The organism is bacterium (assembly GCA_035703895.1).
Taxonomy (GTDB): Bacteria; Sysuimicrobiota; Sysuimicrobiia; order Sysuimicrobiales; family Segetimicrobiaceae; genus Segetimicrobium.
This window is the reverse complement of the sequence record DASSXJ010000320.1, coordinates 1-21,995: the sequence shown is the minus strand read 5'-3', so window position 1 is coordinate 21,995 and position 21,995 is coordinate 1. Positions and strand designations below refer to the sequence as shown.

Below are 21,995 nucleotides of genomic sequence, written 5' to 3'. Positions count from 1 at the left end.
ATGCCGCAACCGATTTAACCTCCTGAACCGGGCCGGCGGCCGCAGAAGCCGATCATGATGGGGGCGCGCGGCGAAGGACCTTCCGATCAAACCCGGCGAGCAGTCCGTTGAACAGCCCAAATGCCCAGGCAAAGTGCATGCACGGGAAGACCGCGAACAGGCGCGGCCAGAGATGCCACTTCCCGCGTCGGGCGCAGAGGAAGGCGGATACCCCGACGTCGGAGATGACATAGACCCCCAGCACGATGGCGAACCCCACGCGCGAGCCCTCGTGCGTCACCGCGAGGAGCCCCAGCGTCGCCAGCGAAAGCACGAACAGGGGCGGGACCGCCTGCCTCCACGCGCTCAGTTTCCTATGCTTCACCAGGTTTCCCGCCCGCGCGACGCCGTAGCGAAAATAGAGGGCCACGAGGTCCCGCAGTGTCTCGCGAGGATAGTAGCAAGCGCGGATCTCCGCGTTGAGATAGACGGTCCCCCCATGGTTGCGGATCCGCTGGTTGATGTCGGAGTCTTCGGCCAGCACGGGCACGACGTCGTCAAAGAGGCCGACCCTGCTGAACACCTCCCGGCGGAACGCGCCGAGGTACACGGTATCGACGAAGCCGCTCTTCTTGCCCACGCGGAACTGCGCGTCTCCGACGCCAAACGGGTGGGACATGGCGAGGCCGACCGCCTCCTGCATCGGGGACACCGCGATCGGCTGTTGCATGCCCCCCACGTTGTCCGCTCCGGTCGCGGCCAGTGTCTCCACGCACTTCCGGACGTAATCGAGCGGGACCATCGATCGGGCGTCCACCCGCATGATGATCTCGCCGGCGGCGGCCCTGATCCCCGCGTTGAGCGCCGTGGTCCGTTCCCGCCCCGGGTCGTCGATCATGCGAAGGACGGGCGGCATCGGGGCGTGACCGCGCATCAGTTCCTCAACGATCGCCCGCGTGCGATCTTCGCTGAGGCAATCTACAACGAGGATCTCCAGCAGCTCTCCTGGATAGTCCTGGCCGAGAAGGCGGGAGAGGCATCCCCCGACGTACCGCTCCTCGTTCCGCACGGGCACGATCACAGAGACCCGGGGCCGCGCGTCGCTCACGCCGCTCCCAAGAGGGTCAGCACGGACCTGACCCGATGAGTCGAGAGGTGTTCATGGAGCGCCCGTTGCGCCCCCTTGGCGCGAATCGCCTCCCGTTCCTCCTCATGCCGGAGAAAGTACTCGATCCTGGCCATCCACACCCGCGGATCCAACGGGGCCATCACGATCTCGTCTTCTCCAAAATACTTTCTGATCGCCGGCACGTCATCGCAGATCTGGAACCCGCCGCACGCGGGGATCTTGAACGTCCGTTGATTGACAATGTAATGGGGCTGCGACCCGTCATCCTCCCGTTCATGGAAGTTCAGCGCGACCGCCGCGGAGGAGTAGAGCACCCGCTCGGCCTCCGGTGGAACGGAGATTCGGGCCTGATCGATCGTCTTGGCGACCTGGAACGCCCCGGCCAGACGGCAGAACCGGCTTCCCGCGCGCAGTGCCTGGTCGCGCAGGCTCCACCCAGGTCCGAATACCCCCACCCGGTACTTCCGCCTCAGCGGGCGGAGGATCTGCTCCGCAAACCATCGCTTCTTCCGAAGATTCGCGCCCAGATACACGATATCATACCGGTAGCGTGTCACCGGGGCGACGGGGAAATGGAGCGCCGGGTTGGCGGCGTTGGGAATGACATGGTACCGCTTTCCGGTCTCCTGCTGAAACGGTTCCATCTGTTCGGGTTCTCGTTCCCCAAAATACACATCCGCGATGTCATCGCGCCTGAGCGCTTCGCCCCGCCGGGGGTCGACGCGTGCTTCGAGGGGCCAATGCACCCACAGCAGCACTTTGGTGCCCTGTTCGCGCATCGCCCTGAGCGTGGATTGCTCGCGCTCGAGATCGATGAGGTTGATGGCCGTGAAGAACAGATCGGGTCTCGTCGTCCTCGCCCGCTCGGACAACCGGTCCACCGCGGTCAGCAGATGGAACTCATGGCCCAGCGCGCGAAAACCGGCCCGCCACCCCTCGCAGATCCAGCGGTCCGCGCCGAGGCCATCGGGGTATGGAATGTGATAGAGGACCCGCAACGTCCTATCCCGGCCGGTGGCGCCGGTAGACGTCGTGCGCGCGCCCGTACGCGCTGCTCCCCAGGAACGAGAGGCCGTACTGCGCATACGCGAGGGGATTGAGCGGATCCGCGCCGATCGCCTCGCGAATGCGCGCGCGCCCCTCGCGGACGGCTCCGGTGCGACAGAGCTTCCCTCCGATTTTCCGGAGGTAGAGGCTCCGCAACCTGGCGTTCATGCGCGGGCCGTAGCGGCTGAGCACCAGCTCCTCCACTCTGCGGGCCTCATCGATCCGGTCCCCCAGGCGGGCCCCCCGGTGCGTCCGGATCCGTAAGAGCAGCTCCGGGGTGTACTCGACCTCGAACCGCTCGGCGAGCCTCAGGTACAACTCCCAGTCCTCGGAGGTAGGCAGGGCTTCGTCGAACCCACCGAGCGCGGCGAGTGCCGACGCGCGCATCATCGGATTGGATGCGGACCCGGTAAACGCATCCCGCTGCCAGAGCAGCTCCGTCAGTATCCGCCCTCGAAGCGCGGGGCGATGGCTCCCCAGCTCGACTCCCCGCTCATCGATCCGCGTGAACCCGCCGTACACGAGCCCCAGGCTCTCCGGCCCGCGCCGGAACACCGCCACCTGCTGCTCGAGCTTGCGCGGCAACCATTCGTCGTCGTCGTCGAGGAAGGCGACGTACCCGCCCCGCGCCTCGCGCACCCCAAGGTTTCGCGCCGCGCTGATCGTGAGCGGTTCGTGCCGCATATAGCGGATTCGCGGGTTGGTCCGCCGCGCGATCACCGCGGCGGTGCCGTCCGAGGACGAGTTGTCCAGCACCAGCAGCTCAAAGTCCCGATACGTCTGCGACAGCACGCTTTGGATCGCCCCGCCGAGGAACCGCTCTCGGTTGAAGGTCGTGATGATCACGGATACCGTGGGCACGAGTTATCGGCCTCTTTGGGCGTCGACCGTCAGCCGGAGGCCCGCATCGAGCGAATACTCGGGCTCCCAGCGCAAGTCCCGCCTGGCCTTCGTCCAGTCGAGGCAGTACCGCATCTGTTCGCCGGCCCGGTCCGGCCGATAGATCGGCCGTGCCTCCACGCCCAGGAGGTCCGCGATCTTTTGATAAAGGGCGTTGAGCGTGGTCTCCACCCCCGTGCCGATGTTGAACACCGGACTCGGGTGGTCGGCGGGAATCGCGAGGGCCAACAGGTTCGCGTTGACGACATCGTCGATATAGACGTAATCGCGCGTCTTGGTCCCGTCCCCCCACATCTCGGCCTGGGCTCCCGCCGAAAGCTTTCGGATGTAATCGGCCATCGCACCGGTGACCTGTCTCGGACCGTACACCGCGGAATAGCGCAACACGACCGACGGGACTCCGTACGTACGATGGAAGAACCGAAGATAACCCTCCACGGTCTGCTTCGCCACGACGTACGGGGAGACCGGGTCGACGGTAGACGCTTCCGTCACCGGCAGGGCCGGTGTGTTTCCATAGAGGAACCCGGACGACGCGAACACGACCTTTCGCACCCCAAGGGCCCTGGCTTCGTGGAGGAGCCTGACCGACCCGGTGATCGCGTCCATGTCCAGCAGCGGGTTCTCCACTGAGTTCGGCACGAGCACGTAGAAAGCAAAGTGATAGATCACATCCGGCCGTTCCCGGCGCAGGATCTCGCCGAATCGTTCGTCTGCGATGTTGACCTCGTAGAACGCAATCGACGGGGAGAGATTCTGCCGCCTCCCGGTCGACAGATTGTCGACCACGACGATCTCAGCCCCCGCTCGGGTCAGCGCATCGACCGTGTGCGAGCCGATGAAACCGGCTCCGCCGGTGACCAGGACCTTCGTTCCCCGGAGCGTGATCGAGGCGTGTACGGTGGCGGCTACCATCGTGTGAGCTTCGTTCGATCCAGCCCAACGAAGCTCGCGGTGAAGACGAGACTCCCAAGCGGCACCGCGAGCCAGAGATTGGTCCGGGTGGCGCTCATTGCGGCATACGCCAGCGTGGCCGCCACGGCCGCGCTGGCCACGCCTGCGACCACGGTGCCACTCAGGGGGCGCACCGGAGTGCACCGATGGGCCAGGACCGGCAACTCGCAGAGGAGGACTCCGTGGGTCGCCACGGTCGCCCACGCCGCGCCGTAGAGCCCGTAAGGTGGGATCAGCGCCACGTTGAGCGCGACGTTGACCACCGCCCCGGAGAGCAGGCTCCAGAAGAGCGTCCGCTGGCGATCGAATACGATCAACGCCTGAAAGCTTGGGGTGTAAACAAAGATCATCGCGACCGAGATCGCGAGGATCCGGAGCGCCGCGCTCGAGGGCGCAAACGCCGGACCAAAGATCAGCCGGACGAGCGGATCCGCCGTCGCGATGACGACGCACGCCAGATACGCCCCCAGCGCGATCATCCCAATCGACCAGCGATCCCACCGCTTCCGAAACATCTCACCGGCCTCATGCGCCGTGGAGGCAAACGCCGGGAAGATCACAAGCGAGAGCAGCCCGGTGGGCACCAACAGCATACCGACGATCCGGGTGGCCAGGTTGTACCAGCCCGTCTCGGTGATCGTGCCGATCGACCCGAGCAGGATCGAATCGATGTTCATGTACGCGGTCGTTGCGCCGCTCGCCAGCGCGAGGGGCACGGCGACCCCAAGGATCCGCCTCCACACTGCCACCTGCACCCAGCTCCTGATTCGCACCGCCTTCCCCCGCGTGACGGCGGCCACGAGTGCCAGGGTCAGGAGCCCGGAGGCGAGGTAGGCATAGCTGACGTTCAACACGGACGGGGCCTTCCACGCGGCCAGCGCGACCGCCGCGACGAGAAACACCGCCTGGCCGGTCCGCACCAGGAATTCGTACTCCATTCGCTGCTGAGCCCGGAACACCGAAAAAGAGAGGTTCACCAGTTCCAGGACGAAGAACGCGACGCCGAGGATGACGATCATCTCGCGGATCACAGGGTCGCGGGTGATCAGCAGCATCCCGAGCACGATGGCCGCAATCCCGAGTACGCCGAGCCCGAGCTTCATGAGAAGGATATCGGGCAGAAGCGCTTCGTTCTTCTTCGCCATCGCGAGTTCCCGCGTCGTCGTCGTGGCGAGACCCGCGTCGAAGACGATGTTGAATAGCGACGCGAACGAGAACGCAAACGCGAATTTGCCGAACTCGGCGGGGCCAAACACGCGGGCGATGAGCGGCAGGACCGCCAACTTCAAGCCGCGGACGACCGCCTCCGCCAGCGTCGCCCACACGATGTTCTTGAAGACGACCTGCTCCCAGTGCCTGTTGACCAGGAGCCCTGTCCGGAGACGCTCGAGCGTATTCACCGGTCTCCTGCCGCCACCGTCAGGCATCGCTCCCATCCGAGCGAACGACCCGGTCGAACAGTTTCGAGAAGCGCGCCGCCATGGCATCCCAGGTATTCGCCCGTCCGAAGGCCGCCGCCCGCTCGCCCATCTCCCGCCGGCGCTCTGGGAGCATCCCCATGAACTCCTGCATCCGTTGCGCCAGGGTCTCGGGCGCCTCAGGCGGGCACACCAGGCCGATCGCGTGCCGCTCGACAAACCGGCCCATTCCGGACACATCCGTCGCGATGACGGGCCGCCCGTACGCGCAGGCTCCCTTGGTCAGCGGACCGCTTCCCCCTCGATACGAGCGCGCGTACGGGAGCACCAGCGCGTCGGCGGCTCCGAAGTACGCGGGCACTTCGGGTGCCGCGACGTACCCGAGCCTGAGGATGACCTTGTCGACCGCGCCGGCCTTGCGGACGAGTTCCGTCACCTCCGCGCCGGAATACTCCATGGGAAACCCTGCAATGATCAGCCGGAACTCCTCTCCCCCCAACCCCGCGACCGCCTGCATGAGGGTCTCGATGCCCTTGTCCTTCCGGATGATCCCGAAGAAGAGAAAGACCGGCCCTTCATAACCGATGCCGAGCCGGCGTCGCGCTTCCGATTGCGGCGGGGGAGGGTCCGTTGCATCACTGCCCTCTTGGATTACCTCCACTGGGAACGTCGCGGGAACCCGCAACTGGGCCCTGAGACGCTCCTGATGCCATTCGCCCAGCACGGCGCACGCGGCGATCTCTTTCCCCAGGGTCGTCCGGAAGACCTCGCGCTGCGCGATCTTGTAGCCTTTCTTCAAGACCGAACCTGGATAGTCGGCAAAGGAGAAGTTCGCCGCATTGACCTCCATCACGACCGGAGGCAGGCGCCCCTGGTGGGCCTTGAGGAGGAGCGCAGCCACCAGGAACTCTACGTCCGTCATGTAGACCACATCGAAGGCACGGGTTCGGCACATGGCCAACGCCGCGGCCGTGATCCGGTAACTGTTGCGATAGTATCCCCAGTAGTAGTACAGGGGCCACCGGTTCACCGCTTCGTCGAATCGCTCAAACGCCAACCGGCCACCCGCGACCGTTTCCACGGCGAAGTCGGGGGGGCCGTTGAGGTACTGCTCTGGGGCGATCCGGTTCGTACAGATCGTCACGGCGTGCCCCAGCTTCCCGAGCGCATGGGCGAGCTTGACGGTAAAGATCCCGTGGTGACCCATTTTGTCGCCCGTCGGTTGCACGACCAGGACCCTGAGACTCGATCCGGATCCCGAACGATGACCGTGCGACGCAGGGTGCCCGTTCACGATCGCCATCATGCGACTGTGTCCAACCGGAAGGTGCGTCTAGCGGCCCTTCAGCGTCACGGCGTGCATAATCGTTTTCAGGATGATCAGGAGATCGAGCCACAACGACTGGTGCTTGATGTAGTACAAGTCGTACTGCAGCCGGATCAACGCATCCTCTTGGGAGCCCGCGTATCCCTGACGCACCAACCCCCACCCACCCATCCCCGGCTTCACGATGTGCCGGAGGCGGTAGATCGGGATCTGCGCCGCCAGCCGGTCCACAAATTCCGGCCGCTCGGGGCGGGGCCCGACGATGCTCATCTCTCCCTTCAGGACGTTCACGAACTGTGGAAACTCATCCAGGTGGGTCGCTCTCAAGATCCGGCCCACGCGGGTCACCCGGGGATCGTGCTCTTGCGCCCACATCGCGCCCGCGTGCTCGGCGCCGAGCACCATCGATCGGAATTTGAGCGCGCGGAACACGGTCCCGCCCTTCCCCACGCGTCCTTGCAGATAGAAGATCGGTCCGGGGGAGTCCAGGACGATCGCCAAAGCGATAATCGGGAAGACCGGCGCAAGACACACCAGGCCCAGCGACGCGAGGACTACATCCATCGAGCGCTTCGTGAACTCCCAAAACGTCCCCGTCGCCTTTGGATGAATGGGAATCGCCACGAACCACTTCTCGCCCACGTGCTCCACCGGCACGCGCCCGGTCAGCTGCTCGTAGACCACGGGCATCGGGATCATCTCGACGCCCTTCTCCACGCAATCCATGAGGATCTGCAGCAGATCGGCGTCGACATCGCGCGTGATGGCCAGGATCAAGGTGGACACGCGGTGTCTCGCGATGAGCTCCTTGACCTGTTGCCGGTTTCCCAGGACGGGCACCTCGGCGGGGACCGCCTGGCCGGCGGTGATGGGGATGAAGGCGCCCGCCTTGCCCGGATCGTCGTCGACGAACCCGACCACATGGTAGCCCACCTGGGCATCCTGCACCAACGCCTGAGCCACCGACCTCCCGGCCCACCCGGCTCCGATGATGAGCGCCTGCCGCTCGTATGCCGGCCGGGGAAGCCCCCACGTGAACAACCGGCGTCCAAGAACGAGCACGACGATGACCAGCAGCGGAAAGCTGACCAAGGCCACGCGTGACCCCGGGAGCGGCGGCGTCAACCGCGGGATAAGGAGATAGAGGACGGAGGTGAGGAGTCCGGACCTGATGATCGCTGCGACGCTGGTGTCGAGCCGCCCGGCCACCTGAGGCTCATACGCGTCGAAGGCGTGGGCGACGGCGAGCCACAGGCCGCTCAGGATCACGAACCAGCCTGGGTGAGCGGTGAGCACGCCCAGGCTTGGCGCTTCGTGGGCGCGAAGGGCGCGAATGGCCAGGGCCAGCAGCAGCGCCCCATTGACCGCCAGCACGTCCAGCCCCATCAGGAGCAGCCGCCACTCGGCGATGTTCAGCGGCAAACGGATCAGATGCCGCGCGCTCGCCCGATCCGAGCGGGCGAGTGCGGGAGAGCCGCGATCGATCATCGGTCCCTACGTCGCAGCGTGGTCGCCTCCTCGTGGACGCGTCCCGCCCTGGCCAGTTCCCCGCGGATCCAGCGGTAGGTCCTGGCCAAACCCTCTTCCAGCGTGATCTTGGGCTCCCACCCCAGCACCCGCCGCAGCTTCGTGTTATCGCTGTTGCGGCCGCGCACGCCCTGGGGCTTGGTGAGATCGTATCGCTTGACCACCCGCTTGCTGGCGATGGTGGCCACGATGTCGATGAGATCGTTGATGGTGACCAGCCGGTCCGACCCTAGGTTGACCGGGCCGTGTTCCTCGGTCCGCATCAGCCGGCCCATGCCTTCGACGCAATCGTCGATGTAGCAGTACGATCGCGTCTGTTCCCCATCCCCCCAGACCTCGATCTCTTCGCCATCTCTCGCCAGGGCGATCTTCCGGCAAATGGCGGCCGGCGACTTCTCCCGACCGCCGTCGTACGTCCCCAGAGGGCCGAAGATGTTGTGAAACCGGACCACGTAGGTGCGCAGGCCGTAGTCCTCATAGTAGTGCCGGCACATTCGCTCGGAAAAGAGCTTCTCCCACCCGTACCCATCCTCCGCATCGGCGGGGTACGCGTCCTCTTCCCGAAGCGGCGTCACGTCGGGGAGGTTCTGCCGGTATTGCGGATAGACGCAGGCGGATGAGGTGAACAGGAACTCTTGGATGCCGTTGAGCCGCGCGGCTTCGAGCATGTGGGTGTTGATGAGCACGCTGTCACGCATGATCTCGGCCCGGTACTCGGTGATAAAGCCGATCCCGCCCATGTTCGCCGCGAGGTTATAGCAGGCCTCGACCCCACGTGTGGCCTGCAAACAGTTGGCCCATCGACGAAGGTCCAGCACCTCATATTCGTCGGCCGCCGTAGGTTCATACACGGGCACCTTGATATCCACGCCCCTAACCCAGCAGCCCTGCTGCTTGAGGCGCGCAACGAGGTGGTGGCCGATGAAACCTCCGGCCCCGGTTACCACGACCTTCGTCCTCATGGGGATCCCTCCCTCGATCTCGTTCCCGCTACGAGGACGGCCTCCTCCCGCGGCGCGACCAGGACGCGGCGGTCGGGCCGGACCGGCCGTGTGAGTGGCACGACCAGCAATGCGAGCAACAGCCATGCCCCCGAGACCGTGGACACCGAAAGCAGCGTATTGTCCCCGCAGGAATCGACCAGGAGTCCGATCGAGGCGGCCGTGATGCTTGGACGGAGCGGATCTTGCCCCGCGGGGGTGAGACGTCCCGAACGCGCCCATTCGCGTCCGGCGACATACACGACCGACAGGATGCTGAGGAGCCCGAGCATGCCGGTCTCAACAGCGTAGTGGAGCCAGAGGTTGTGCGCGGACCATTTCCGCTCAAAGTCTGCGGGCTTCCGCTGATTGAACATGGTCTGAAATGTCCCGGGCCCGGTCCCAAGAAGCGGGTGCGACTCCACGATTCCCCATGCGATCCGCCAGATCTGCACACGGTCCACAACCAGGTCGGTTGAGACATGCCCCACCCGGGATGCGACCGACGGCGCGGCGGTTGCGGCGAGACCCAGCACGGCTATCCCCGAGGCAAGCGCGACAGCCAGCTGGCGCGGGTGAGCCCGAAGCTCGCGCCATGTCAGGTACACGGCCCCGGCCACCCACGCGGCCAACGCAGACCGTGATTGCGTGGCAATGAGACCCACCAGGCTCACGAGGGCGCAGGCGAACCAGAGCGGGCGGGCGCGCCCCTCCGCGCGGTATCCGAATCCAAGCGCGATCACGCTGCCGAGAAAGAGCGTCGTGCCGAACGCGTTCGTCCCCATCGGCATCCGCGGGAAGAAGGCCCGGTCGTGGGCGATCCACCCGGCGATCACGCCGATCGCCGCGGCGGGTGGTGCACCCAGGGCCCACACCCGAAGCAGCATCGCCCTGGCCCCCGGGTCGCCTCCGACGAGCCAGGCGAACGATCCGAAGAGTACCGCGCTGGAGATCACGGTCAGCACAGCCGACGGGACGGCGATGGAGCGATAGGCAGACGCGGCCGTCGAGAGCACGAGGGCGACGCCAAACGCCACAAGGGGCGGATCCAGTGGGGTTCGCCGCCAGAGCGGCGGGCGCAGGCCCAGGACCCGAGCGGCCGCGCCGAACAGGAAGAGCGGGAACCCGACGGCGGCATGCCCGGCCGTGTAAAATGCCATGGTCAGCACGGCCACCGCTCGGGTAAAGCGGATCGCGAAGGCGTCGTTGCTCACGCGCCGGCTCTCGGAGCGCTCGCTCGGACCTTGGCTCGCACGTCCTGGACGAGCGACGCGACGAGTTCGTAGCGGCCAAACGAGGGCATAAAGTAGGCGCCCCCGATGCGGCCCAGCAGCGCCTCCAGGAGCTCGCGCGCCAACCGGAGGCCCTCATCGCGGCCGGCGCTGCCGGCCGCCTGCATGCGGTCTCTCACCCACTTGGGGATGATGATGCCCGGCACCTCGTTATGCAGGAACTCGGCGTGGCGGAAGCTCTGGAGCGGCAGGATCCCCACCAGGACCGGGACTGGGAGCTTGCCCACCCGGCGCTCGAACAGGTCGAGCGTCTCGGGCTCGTAGACGGGCTGGGTCATGAAAAAATTGACCCCTGCCTCGAGTTTCCGTTCGAGCTTCGGGAGCTCCCGGTCCAATGTCTCCCCGTTCATATCCAAGGCGCATCCGATGAGGAACTGCGCGGGCCGCCCGATCGACTTCCCCGAGAGGTCAAGGCCTTCGTTGAACTGCCTGATGATGCGGACCAGCCCGGGGCTGTCGACATCGAACACGGCCGTGACATTGGGGTAGTCACCACGGGGCGGCTCTCCGGTCAGGGCCAGGATGTTGCGCACCCCCAGCGCATGGGCCCCGATCAGGTCGGCCTGCACGCCCATGAGGTTCCGGTCTCGGGTGGTGAAGTGGATGATGGTCTCGATGCCGACCTCCTGCTGGATCAGGACGCACATCGCCAGCGCCCCCATGCGGATCCGGCCGATCGGACTGTCGCCCACATCGATGACGTCTGCCCCGGCCTCTTTGAGGAGGCGGGCGCCCTCCAGGTCCTTTGTCGCATCCAAACCCTTCGGCGGGTCAACCTCGACGCTGATGACAAACTCCCGGCCGAGCTTTCGCGCAAGCTGAGTCGGTTGGTCGAGAGCGGGCGAAACCGCCTCCACCACGGCCGGTGCCTCGACCACGATGGCGCCGCCCGTGGCCGGCCGTAGATCGCCGATTGCATGCTTGATCGCGGCGATGTGCGCCGGCGTCGTGCCGCAGCACCCCCCGATCACCACCGCTCCCGCCTCGACCATCCTGCGGGCGTACTGCGCCATATGCGCCGGCGAGGACTGGTAAAGGTACCGCCCCTCGACCATGGTAGGGAATCCCGCGTTCGGTTGGGCGGACAGCGGGACCCGGGCCGCCGCGGCCATCTGTTGGATCACCTCGAGCATCGGCACGGATCCCACGCTGCAGTTCGCCCCGATGATGTCGACCCCGGCCCGCTCGAGGGCGGTGACTACTGCCGCTGGGGTGTACCCGTACTGGGTCCGGCCGTCCTCGGTGAAGCTCATCTGCGCGATCACCGGGAGGTCGCAAGACGTGCGGGCCGTATGCACGGCCTCCAGCAGCTCGTCGAGGTCCGTGAACGTCTCGAGGATCAGCAGATCCACACCCCCTTCCACGAGGGCGTCGATCTGGGCACGGATCACGTCGTGCGCGACGGCGGCCGGGATCCGGCCGAAAGGGGCGACGGGCTTGCCGAGCGGGCCGATCGATCCGGCGATCCATGCCGCCCGGCCGATGATGTCGCGGGCCTCCTTGGCAATCTTGGCGCCGTGCCAGTTGATGTCCCGGACGCGCTCCCCGAGGCCGTGGACATCCAACTTCAGGCGGTTGGCGCCGAACGTGTTAGTCTCGATCATCTCCGCGCCGGCCCGAAGGTAGTCGAGGTGGATGTTGAGGACTCGCTCGCGGTCGGTCAGGTTCAAGGCGTCGAAGCAACGATCAAACGGCACGCCCCGTTCATACAGGAGCGTGCCCATCGCGCCATCGCACAGGAGCGGGCCGCGCGCGAGCCGCGCGTGAAACGGATGAAGCGGCGGCGTCATGGGACCAGTCGCAGCTCCGGGCCTCCGCAGTCATTGCACGGCTGGGAAAAGTCTCGCTGGCTGCTGAGGACAAACCCGTCGCGGGTGGCGCGAAAGGACCGGATCTTGAACGGCACCGGCCAGGAGCGGAAGTCCACGACGGGGTTCAGCTGCCGCTCCAATCGCTCGACCAGCGCGAAGGGAACCGGGAGCCCGTTGACCGCCATGGCATGAATATGGAAGTAGATCTCCGGCTCACCGTACACCTGAAAGAGTCCCTTGAGACGCACCTGCGATGGCACGCCGTTGAACGAGAGGGTGCCGGTCGCGATCACCATCTCCTCGTCCCGGGTCAACCGCAGGTCTTTGACCGTGCCCTGCTGCGCGAGGAACGTTTCGATGTTCTTCAAATTCAGCCGTCCGAATACCCCGCTGTCCCGTACCTGGAGCACCTTGAGGCCGCCCCCGCGCAACTCGGCGGGATCGAAGCTCGCGCCTATGAGCCGGATCCACATCTCGTCGATACGCATCCCGCTCACCGCGGCCCCTTGGGCGTACACGCTGATGCGCGCGTAGCCTCCCTCGTAGACGTCCGGGACGACGTCCAGGCGCATCGTCTGGGGGTTGCCGAGTATCCGGTCCAAGATCGGCCGGAGGATCTCCACGGATGCGAAAGATAGTGCCGCCCGCGCCGGCAGAACCGCCACGAGGACTGCCCCGATCGCGATGAGGACCAAGCTGCGTCGAACCATCGTGCTCATACTTCAGGGTACCAGATATGAAGTCCTCTCGTTCAACGGCTCAGGCTCGATCGCTAGAACGTGCTATTGGGGCCAAGCGCGTTGAACTGGACCATGAAAAGGAAATTGTTGCTCCCTGGACTCTGGGGGTACGTCCGGTACACGATCCCAAAGGTCGCACAGTCGCATCGGATATTGAGCGCGTAGTCGACCTCGGAGATTTGTTGGGTCGTCGTGTTGTAGTAGCCTGAGATATTGAACAACGTGGTGGGGGTAATATTCATCGATAAGTAGAGACCAAGCGTCGTCTGATTTGACGGGAAGTCGTACGTCACGGTGGTCCCAGCGATCTGCACGAACCCACCGAACGTGTAGAAAAAGCCGTACGTCAGCGAGCTGATGGGAGTGTACGAGTCGAATATGAAGGGCGTGCTGCCGTTCACACCGACGTTGGTGTACGAAAGGTACGTTGAAGCCTTGGGACTCAGCGAGGCGACCAGCGCAGTCTGACCCTCGATGACCGTCCGTTGCTGCCCGGTCCCGTAGATGTCATAGTGGAATCGACCGCTGGCGCTGAAATACAGCCCCGGGCTCAAGACGAAAGTATCGGTGCCGACCGTGGCAATGGCCTCTACGCGAGTTGTGGTTACGCCTGTCGCCGGTTCACCGTAACTTCCCGCATGCGCCTCGACCTGGTATCCAATAGGCCACCCCGGAATCTTCTTGCTGTCGTACTCGAGGTCGAGGGCGTACCGATCGACGTTCACTAAGTTGAGGTTGAAGTCGTACACTTGGGTACGGCCCAGCGCCAGACGCCAGATGTGGTCGTCGAACCGCTGCGAGATGATATTTTCCGCCGACAGCCCCGTCGTGGTCGCGAGGCGGATGCGGTACTCATCGCGCCAGCTCCCCAGTGGGAACGAGTTGGCATATTCGAGGTAGGCGCCGTCCAGTGTGTTGTACCCCACGCTCGGGCCGCTGCGTCCGCGGGCCGTCGCGGTATATGAGGGCAACGTCACGACGCGTATGCCGGCGACCCACAGCGAAGCGTTGTAGGCGGTGAAGTGATCGTTCGGCACGATCTCGATTCTCTTTGCCGTGACCTTGTACAGAGGATGGTCGGGATCGCAGGACGTGATCGAGGCGCCGGTCGCAACGTCCTTCTCCGGGGACAGATCAATCGTCTCTCCGGAGACGTGCCAGAAGCCAACTTGCCCGGATGCCTGTTCAAAGTGCCCCACAGCGGTACGCAGGTTGTACCTCAGAAGGGATCCCTTCACCACTTTCTCGCCTCGAAGAAGGCCGGCGTTCCCAACCGTCGTTGTCCCGCTCTGAGTAAGGGTGACGTTCCCGCTCGCCATGACTTCCTGTGCGTCGAGGTTCGCTTCGAGATGGTCTGCGACGATCACGGTGTCCCGGCCCGTGGCCCGCACGTGTCCGTCGGCCCGCACGATCCTGGTCTGCGAATTGTACTCGACTCGGTCGGCGGTCACCGTCATCTTGTCGTCTTCGGGAGCACCGGCGGCGAGGAGCGGCAGCGCGGAGGAGATCACGACCAGACAGCACAGCACCAGCGCGACGCCGCAGGGCCACACCCGCAGTTGCGAGAGGAACCAGCGCTTCATCCCTGGGCTACCAGCGGATCGGGGCAACCTCGGGGTACTGACGGAGGGCGTCTTCGAGCATCGCCTTGATGCGATCGCGCGCTGCGGGGGTCGTGCCTTCCGCGCGCACCACCAGCACCGGCTGCGTGTTGCTGGCGCGCACCAACCCCCAGCCGTCCGGCAAGACGATCCTCACCCCGTCGATGTCGACCACCTCGTAGCGCGCCTTGAACTCCGTGGTGAGGGACGCGACCACCTGGTGCTTGCGGTCGTCGGGACACGCCACGCGGATCTCCGGCGTGGCATAATACTGCGGGATCTCAGCCGCGAGCGACGAGAGCGGGCGGTCCGTCCGCGAGAGGATCCGCAGGAGGCGGCCGGCCGCGTAGATGGCGTCGTCGTATCCGTAGTACTCGTCGGCGAAGAACATGTGCCCGGACATCTCCCCGGCGAACACCGCGTCGAGTTCGCGCATCCTGGCCTTGATCAGCGAGTGACCCGTCTGCGTGAACTGGGGCCGGCCCCCCAGGCGCCGGACCTCATCGATGAGCGCCTGGGAGCATTTCACCTCCACCAGCGCCACCGCGCCGGGATGGACGGCGAGGATCTCCCGCCAGTACAGCGCCATCAGGAGATCCCCCCAGAGGACGCCCCCCCGATCGTCCACGACGCCGAGGCGGTCGCCGTCCCCGTCGAAGCCGAGCCCCGCATCCGCGCGCGACTCGCCGACCGCTCCGATGAGATCGACCAGATTCCGGGGTTCCACGGGGTCCGGATGGTGATGGGGAAAAGCCGGATCCGGATCGCAGTAGAGCGGGATCACGTCGACCTCCCATCCACGCAAGATCTCCGGGACGAACACGCTGGCGGTCCCATTCCCGCAATCGGCGACCACCCTTAGACGGCGCGGCCCCAGGCGGATCTTCTCCCGGAGCATCCCGGCGTAGGCGGGCAGGATCTCGCGCTCGTCCACCGCGCCTGCGCCTCTCTGGAACGTCCCCGCCTCGACGATCCGCCGGATCTCCTGCACCTGCGCGCCGAACAGCGTGCCGGGGCCGTGGGCGAGCTTGAACCCGTTGAACTCCGGGGGATTGTGGCTGGCTGTCACCATGACCCCGCCGTCCACCCCGAAGTGGTGGAGCGCGAAGTAGAGCATCGGCGTGACGGCCAGCCCGATCTTGATGACGTCGCACCCGGTCCGAGTGAGGCCGCGGCCAGCCGCGTCGTAAAAGGCCTGTGACGATGCCCGGTTGTCGTGGCCGACGACAGCCCGGCGGACGCCCACCCCCGCGAGGTACGTTCCGAACGCGCGGCCGATCGCCTCGGCCGCCTCGACATCGAGGTCGCGGCCGACGACCCCGCGGATGTCGTATTCGCGAAAGATCCCCGGCGGTGGCTGCATGGTAGAGGTGCTTCTCTGCGTCTCCACTGCCCCCTGCCGGAAGGGGCCGTGGGCAGGCACGACAAAATATCAAGTATAATAGTCGCCATGACAGAGATGCGACGCCTCGCCACCCACATCCGTCCCTACTCGGTGCAACTCGCTGCGGGTATTGCCGCGGCAGCCATGGTTGCCCTGGCGTGGCTGTTCGTACCAAAATACCTGGGAGATCAGATCGACGTCGTCGTCCGGACCGGAAGCTACGACGCCCTGAACCGGGCGGCGATCGTCGTGCTGGGCGTCTTTGTCTTTCGAAGCCTCTTCCTGTATGTCCAGTTGTCCCTGCTGGCGTTCGTCGGACACCGCCTCGTCGCCGACCTCCGGCTTGCCGCGTTCCGGCAGGTGCAGCGCTGGTCGCTCGACCGGTTCATCCGCTGGCACAGCGGCGAGGTGATCTCCCGCACGATCCAGGATACCCAGCTCGTTGAGTCTCGGCTGCTCAACGGCCTCGTTGATCTGCTCACCACCGGGCTGCTCATCATTGGGGTCGTCGCGGCCTTGTTTCTTATCCAATGGCGGCTGGCGCTGCTGACGTTCGGCACCATCGCTGCCATGATGGTGGCGGCCAGGATCTTCGGCCGGGAGGTGCAGCGAGGCTCGACCCGGGCACAGTCACGGATGGCGTCGCTCACGGGATTGATCAAGGAGTCCATCACCGGGGCCCGCATCATTCGGGCCTTCGTGCAGGAATCCCGGGAGGAAGGGCGCTTCAGCCGCGAAAACGAGGGCACCTTCGAAGAGCATTATCGGATCCGGCGGTTGATCGCGCTCGAAGTCTCGCTCGTGAGCGTGGTGAACGCGCTGGGATTGGTCTTTGTCATGTGGGCCGGCGTCAAATATGTCGGCGCCGGACAGATGACCCCCGGGGCGCTGGTCGCCTTCCTCGCCTACCTCGCCCTCGCCATGGACCCGGCGGGGAGCCTGCTCCGGTTCTACTCGGAGTCCCGGCAGGCGATGGCCGGGGTGGTTCGGGTCTTTGAACTGCTCGACATTCCGGAGACCGTCGTCGAGGCCCCGAAGGCGGTCCGCCTTCCCCGGGTGGCCGGCCACGTTCGGCTCCGCAACGTGTCCCTGGCCTACACCCCCGGACATTGGGCGCTCCGGCATATCGATCTCGAGGTGCGGCCTGGGGAACATATTGCCATCGTCGGACCGAGCGGTGCGGGCAAGAGCAGCCTCGTGAACCTGATTCCTCGCTTCTACGATCCGACGGAGGGGACGGTGGAACTCGACGGCCACGACCTTCGCCGGGTGGGGATCGCCTCGCTCCGCACACAAATTGGCCTGGTGCCCCAGGAGACCGTGCTGTTCGCCGGCACCGTGGCGGAGAATATCGCCTACGGCAAGCCGCACGCAGCGCGCGAGGAGATCGAGACCGCGGCCCGGGTCGCCGCGGCGCACGAATTTATCTCCCGCCTCTCGGACGGCTACGATACCGTCTTGGGAGAAGGCGGGATGCAGCTGTCCGGCGGCCAGCGCCAGCGAATCGCGCTCGCGCGGGCGGTGGTGAACAACCCCGCCATCCTCATCCTGGACGAGGCCACCTCCGCCCTCGACAGCGAATCCGAAGAGGCGATCCAGCGGGCGATGACGCGGCTTGCAGAACACCGCACGACTTTTACGATCGCACACCGGCTCTCCACGGTGCGGAGCGCCCACCGGATTGTGGTGCTCCTGGACGGCCGGATCGCCGAGATCGGGGGCCACGACGACCTGGCGGCGCGGGACGGACCGTACAGCCGCTTGGTGCGGGCGCAACTGATCGACGAGCCCATCGGCGCGCCGGCCGGCGCCCCGTAACGATGGAGGTCAGCGTCGTCACCCCGACCCGGGATAGCGCGCCCGTGCTCGCCCGCTGTCTCCGTGCCGTGGCCAATCAGTCGCTCGATCCCTCGCGATACGAAGTCGTGATCGTCGACGACGGATCGACGGACGGTACGCCCGCCGTGGTCGAGGCGGCTCAGCGCTCGGCCGCTTGCCGGATCCGGATGTTCCGGCTCCCGCAGCGCCTGGGCATCCCGGCCGCCCGCAACCTGGCGCTGCGGGAAGCGCGCGGCGACTTGATCGTGTTCGTGGACAGCGATGAATTCGCCCCGCCGACGTTCCTGGCCACGCACCTGGACTGTCACAATCGAGGCGGCCCCAACGTGATCTGCCGGGGTCCGGTCGTCGTCACGCATTCCCTGGACCATCCGTTTGCCACCAGGTACGGGATCCTCGACCTCTCCACAGCCTACTTTGACACCGACAACTCGTCGGTGCGGCGCGAGCATCTCTTCCACGCCGGCCTATTCGACGAGACGTTCTCGCCGTACGGATGGGAGGGTCTCGACCTGGGGTTTCGCCTTCGGGCGATGGGGCTGCGGCGCATATTCCGGCGCGACGCCCCGGTCTACCACTACCGGCCCGACATCTCCCCCGATGCCCTTCCCGCGTTGTTCGCGAAAGAAGAGGAACGCGCGTGGACCGCGCTCCGGTTCGTGGAAAAGAACCCCTCGCTGGAGGCCCGGATGGCGGTCTGTATGACCCCTGTCCATCGTTGGATGAACACGGTGCAGCGGGGGTTCGGGGCCTTTCACGCCGACAACATCGTGACGTGGGTGACCCGGTTGAAGCGGTGGGGGTTCCCCGGGCTGGCCCGCATCCTCCTCGCCGGCGTCCTGCGGTCCCGCTACTTCACCTGCCTCGAATTGGAGGAGGCCGCTACTGCCGGACATGGAACTCAGCGTCATCATCCCCACATATAATAACCGGCCGGTCTTCGAGCGGACCCTCGGAGCACTCGCGGCCCAGACGCTCCCTCGAGAGCGGTACGAGATCGTGATTGTGGACGACGGATCCACGGACGGCACCGCCGAGATGGTCCGGGAGTTCCGTGACTCCCTTCAGATCGCGTACCTGCCGCAGGCAAACCGCGGTCGGGCAGCGGCGCGCAACTTGGGCGCCAGGGCCGCCGGGGGGCGCATCCTCGTCTTTCTGGATTCCGACTTTTGGGCCGCCCCGGAACTCCTGGCCGAGCATCTCCGCCACTATCCACCGGATGCGCGAGGGATCGGCATCCAGGGCGCGAGCCGGACCCACCCCGACACGCTGGTCACGCCGTTCATGCGGGCCCGGGAGGTCTACCTCGAGGTCCCTCCGGGTCCGCCGGGCCGCCTCTCGCTGTTCCGGATCAGTACCCGCAACCTCTCCCTATTGAAGTCGGATTTCCTTGCCGCGGGCGGGTTCGATGAGGAGTTTGGCGGGTATGGGTGGGAAGACATCGAGCTGGCGTGGCGCCTTCATGCCCGAGGCGTGCGGTTCTCGTATGAACCGCGGGCCATAGGGGATCATGTCCAGGTGCAAGATCTGGAGGGCCTGCGGAAGAAGATGCGCGAGGGCGGCCGCAGCGCGGTGCATTTCTGGCGAAAGCACCGGCGTTCCCTGTGGTTGGGACTGCGGCTCGAGATCGCTCCCGTGCTCCTCCCAATGAAGTGGGTGATCTACCGGACGCCGGTGCTCACCACCCCGATCCGATGGCTCGTCCCCATCGCCGAGGCGCGGGGATGGCGGTACATCCTCAGCGAGTGCACCAACCACCTGGTGTGGGAAGCGTACTACCACGGAGTCTTCAGCGCCCTCCGGCCCGCCGCAGGCGATAGAAACCCGCAGGCCCACAGAAAGACCATATTGACCAAAAGATCATCATGACCTACAAGCTCAGGCGCTCAGCCGTGTGAGCGTCAACCGCTCGAGCAGGCGCCGGGCGATCACCGCAGCCGCTCCGGTGCCTCCGAGGCGTTCGATGCCGGCCCGACCACGGCGGTCGCGCTCGTTCGGATCGCCGAGGAGGCGGGCCAGCGCACGCGCCCCGTCCTGCCACGTGGGGGTGGCGACGAGCGCGTCTCCGAGCAGACGCTGTTGCTCTTCGAGGAACAGAGGCGTGAATTGCGGCCCGTTCCCGGGAAACGCGACGATGGGCTTTCCGAGCCCGGCGGCATGCTCATTGGCGCCACCGGCCATGCCCATGACGATCGTGGCGCGCTGCAGTGCATCCGGGTAGCGATCGGTGGTGACCGCGACTTCGAGCGCGCCGAAGCGGAAATGGTGAGGGTCGGTCCACGCCCCCCCTGCGGCGGTCACCGTGTTGCGGAGCCGAGCCGGCGAGAGCTCAGGGACCCAGGCGACGATGACGGCGGGAGGGATGCCGAGAGAGGCGGCCGCGGCGTTCACCGCGTCCAGCAGCAGGATCAGATTGTCGAACGCCGGCGGCTTGCTGCCGGGAAGCAGGGTGATCACCGGCCTCTCGGGCGGAATGCCGAAGGTTTCGCCGGTGAATACGAGCGCGTCCATCGGCCAGAATCCGACGTAGGTGGCCGGAATCCCCCGACCCCGCAGCGCCGCAGCCGTGAGCTCATCCCGGGCGAACACCTCGCGGGCCAGCCGCCGAATCGACCAGAGTTCCAGCCGGCTGTGCGGGGCGATATACTCGGACTTCGGCCCGACGAGGAAGACCGTCGGGGCCCCGACGGTACTCGCCATCCAAAGGCAGTACACATCCCCCACGACCACGACGAGATCGGCGTGCCCGCGCTGGGCGCGCAGTGTCCGGTATTGTGCGCGCCAAAACCCGAGGAAGCCCCGGGCCAGATCTTCCCGAAAGCTTCCCCATCCCGCCCGCGGCCCAAAACCACGACTCGGAAAGTCGCGCCGCGGATTCAGCAACCCTACCTCAGGAGGAAAGTGGCCGCCGAGGCCCACCAGGGGGTACGCCGACACTTTGAGATCGTGCGCGGGGAGCGCGCGGATGACCGCGGCCGCGCCCACATCTTCTGCGTATCCGTTACTAACGAAGAGGATCCGCGCGAGGCTCACGCCGCGTGGTGCCCTGGTGATCGCTCCAGAAAGGGGGCCATGACCTCGAGCATGCGCATCGCCGTAGACTCGGGAGCGGCGTACAGGGCGCGCAGTTCCTGCGCTATGCGCATCAACCCGGGCCGATCATCGAGCATCTGCACGGCGCAGCGCGCCACCTCTTGAGGGGTGAGGCGGCCAACCAGTTCGGGAACCACCATGCGCCCCGCGTGCCGGTTGGGCCACGCGAGCAGGCGGTGGTGGCGCAGGTAGCGGCCGATCACCACCGCTTTGACCACGTTGGCAAGCCCAGGGATGCGCCCCAGCCATTCGCTCAGCCCGGGTGTGCGGATCTCGCTCTTGTGCTCAAGCGGCAACACCACCAGCATCGGGACCCCAAGGATCGCCAACTCATCGTTGTTCGACCCAGGATAGGTCAGCGCCAGATCGCATTGGGCCATGGCCTGCAGATGATCGCGTTCCACGAGCTCGATCCCGGAATCCGCGATGGTCACGCCCTGTCTCGCCAGCGTCTGCTGGAGGTGCTGACGAGACAGGAACGGGGACGCGATCAGCGAGAACGTGAGGTCGGGTCGAAGCGCGCGCATGGCGGGGACGAGTTCCAGGATGTAGGGGAGGGCGATTCTCACGATCCACCGCCGGCTGCCGGGCAGCAGCGCGACGCGTGTACCCGAACGCGCCCGTGGAACGGTGGAGCGGAGAGACTGGAGATGCTCGACCCGCAGATCCCCGACCACAGAGAGGCGTTCCCGGGGCGCGCCGCCCGCGATCAGGCGGTCCGCCAAGGTACTCGACGGCAGGAAGATCCTCGAGAACCAGCGGGCCCGCCGCAGGATCGGCTGGCTCGATTCGACGTATGCGAACACCGCGAAGCGAAACCGCCTCCCCAGCGTGGCCGAGTACCATAGGTCGCCCCCGAAGTGCACGATGCATCCGGGGCCCGGGCCGGGAAACCGCCGCAGGCGGGCCGCAAACGCCAGACACTCTCGCGGGTTGAAGATGCGTTCGAACACATCCGCCTGTCTGGCAAACGT

General features: G+C 66.0%; 18 protein-coding genes. 3 read left to right on the top strand and 15 right to left on the bottom strand.

Annotated features, from left to right (window positions below; all coding sequences use genetic code 11):
* Positions 1-52: 52 nt before the first annotated feature.
* From VFP86_21110 to VFP86_21050, 13 genes are all read right to left on the bottom strand, one after another.
* Complete coding sequence (locus VFP86_21110) at positions 53-1,087, bottom strand: glycosyltransferase family 2 protein (protein ID HET9002149.1); 1,035 nt, start codon at positions 1,085-1,087, stop codon at positions 53-55.
* Positions 1,084-2,106, bottom strand: a complete 1,023-nt coding sequence (locus tag VFP86_21105; protein ID HET9002148.1) for a glycosyltransferase — start codon at positions 2,104-2,106, stop codon at positions 1,084-1,086. The genes VFP86_21110 and VFP86_21105 overlap by 4 nt, the downstream gene beginning before the upstream one ends.
* Before the next feature lie 4 nt (positions 2,107-2,110).
* The gene (locus tag VFP86_21100; protein ID HET9002147.1) at positions 2,111-3,016 is read right to left on the bottom strand and encodes a glycosyltransferase; all 906 of its coding nucleotides are present in this window, start codon (positions 3,014-3,016) and stop codon (positions 2,111-2,113) included.
* 3 nt (positions 3,017-3,019) lie between these two features.
* Positions 3,020-3,970, bottom strand: a complete 951-nt coding sequence (locus VFP86_21095) for an NAD-dependent epimerase/dehydratase family protein (GenBank protein HET9002146.1) — start codon at positions 3,968-3,970, stop codon at positions 3,020-3,022.
* Positions 3,964-5,436: a flippase gene (locus VFP86_21090; protein ID HET9002145.1), complete on the bottom strand. Its 1,473-nt coding sequence runs from the start codon at positions 5,434-5,436 to the stop codon at positions 3,964-3,966. The genes VFP86_21095 and VFP86_21090 overlap by 7 nt, the downstream gene beginning before the upstream one ends.
* A complete protein-coding gene (locus VFP86_21085; protein HET9002144.1) occupies positions 5,429-6,733 on the bottom strand; it encodes a glycosyltransferase family 4 protein in 1,305 nt (434 codons plus the stop codon). The genes VFP86_21090 and VFP86_21085 overlap by 8 nt, the downstream gene beginning before the upstream one ends.
* A gap of 27 nt (positions 6,734-6,760) precedes the next feature.
* On the bottom strand, positions 6,761-8,242 hold the full coding sequence (locus VFP86_21080; GenBank protein HET9002143.1) for a sugar transferase: 1,482 nt from the start codon (positions 8,240-8,242) through the stop codon (positions 6,761-6,763).
* Positions 8,239-9,243 carry an NAD-dependent epimerase/dehydratase family protein gene (locus VFP86_21075; GenBank protein ID HET9002142.1) on the bottom strand — a complete coding sequence of 335 codons (1,005 nt, stop codon included), beginning with the start codon at positions 9,241-9,243 and terminating at the stop codon, positions 8,239-8,241. Before VFP86_21075 ends, VFP86_21080 begins: the two co-directional genes overlap by 4 nt.
* Complete coding sequence (locus VFP86_21070) at positions 9,240-10,475, bottom strand: O-antigen ligase family protein (protein HET9002141.1); 1,236 nt, start codon at positions 10,473-10,475, stop codon at positions 9,240-9,242. The genes VFP86_21075 and VFP86_21070 overlap by 4 nt, the downstream gene beginning before the upstream one ends.
* Positions 10,472-12,343 (bottom strand): bifunctional homocysteine S-methyltransferase/methylenetetrahydrofolate reductase, encoded by a 1,872-nt coding sequence (locus VFP86_21065; GenBank protein ID HET9002140.1) that lies wholly within the window; start codon positions 12,341-12,343, stop codon positions 10,472-10,474. Before VFP86_21065 ends, VFP86_21070 begins: the two co-directional genes overlap by 4 nt.
* On the bottom strand, positions 12,340-13,074 hold the full coding sequence (locus VFP86_21060; GenBank protein ID HET9002139.1) for a hypothetical protein: 735 nt from the start codon (positions 13,072-13,074) through the stop codon (positions 12,340-12,342). Before VFP86_21060 ends, VFP86_21065 begins: the two co-directional genes overlap by 4 nt.
* A 62-nt stretch (positions 13,075-13,136) precedes the next feature.
* Positions 13,137-14,687: a hypothetical protein gene (locus VFP86_21055; GenBank protein HET9002138.1), complete on the bottom strand. Its 1,551-nt coding sequence runs from the start codon at positions 14,685-14,687 to the stop codon at positions 13,137-13,139.
* Between the two features lie 7 nt (positions 14,688-14,694).
* Positions 14,695-16,068: a phosphomannomutase/phosphoglucomutase gene (locus VFP86_21050; GenBank protein ID HET9002137.1), complete on the bottom strand. Its 1,374-nt coding sequence runs from the start codon at positions 16,066-16,068 to the stop codon at positions 14,695-14,697.
* Between the two features lie 87 nt (positions 16,069-16,155).
* On the opposite strand from VFP86_21050, the gene VFP86_21045 reads away from it, so the two are divergent.
* The 3 genes from VFP86_21045 to VFP86_21035 are packed head-to-tail and all read left to right on the top strand — an operon-like array spanning position 16,156 to position 19,797.
* Positions 16,156-17,907: an ABC transporter ATP-binding protein gene (locus VFP86_21045; GenBank protein HET9002136.1), complete on the top strand. Its 1,752-nt coding sequence runs from the start codon at positions 16,156-16,158 to the stop codon at positions 17,905-17,907.
* Between the two features lie 2 nt (positions 17,908-17,909).
* Positions 17,910-18,854: a glycosyltransferase family A protein gene (locus VFP86_21040; GenBank protein HET9002135.1), complete on the top strand. Its 945-nt coding sequence runs from the start codon at positions 17,910-17,912 to the stop codon at positions 18,852-18,854.
* Positions 18,823-19,797 carry a glycosyltransferase gene (locus VFP86_21035; GenBank protein HET9002134.1) on the top strand — a complete coding sequence of 325 codons (975 nt, stop codon included), beginning with the start codon at positions 18,823-18,825 and terminating at the stop codon, positions 19,795-19,797. The genes VFP86_21040 and VFP86_21035 overlap by 32 nt, the downstream gene beginning before the upstream one ends.
* 9 nt (positions 19,798-19,806) lie before the next feature.
* On the opposite strand, the gene VFP86_21030 is transcribed toward VFP86_21035, so the two are convergent.
* Both VFP86_21030 and VFP86_21025 read right to left on the bottom strand, forming a co-directional pair.
* A complete protein-coding gene (locus VFP86_21030) occupies positions 19,807-20,961 on the bottom strand; it encodes a lipid-A-disaccharide synthase-related protein (GenBank protein HET9002133.1) in 1,155 nt (384 codons plus the stop codon).
* Positions 20,958-21,995, bottom strand: a 1,038-nt coding sequence (locus VFP86_21025) for a hypothetical protein (GenBank protein HET9002132.1), incomplete at its 5' end; no start/stop codon positions are given. The genes VFP86_21030 and VFP86_21025, both read right to left, overlap by 4 nt.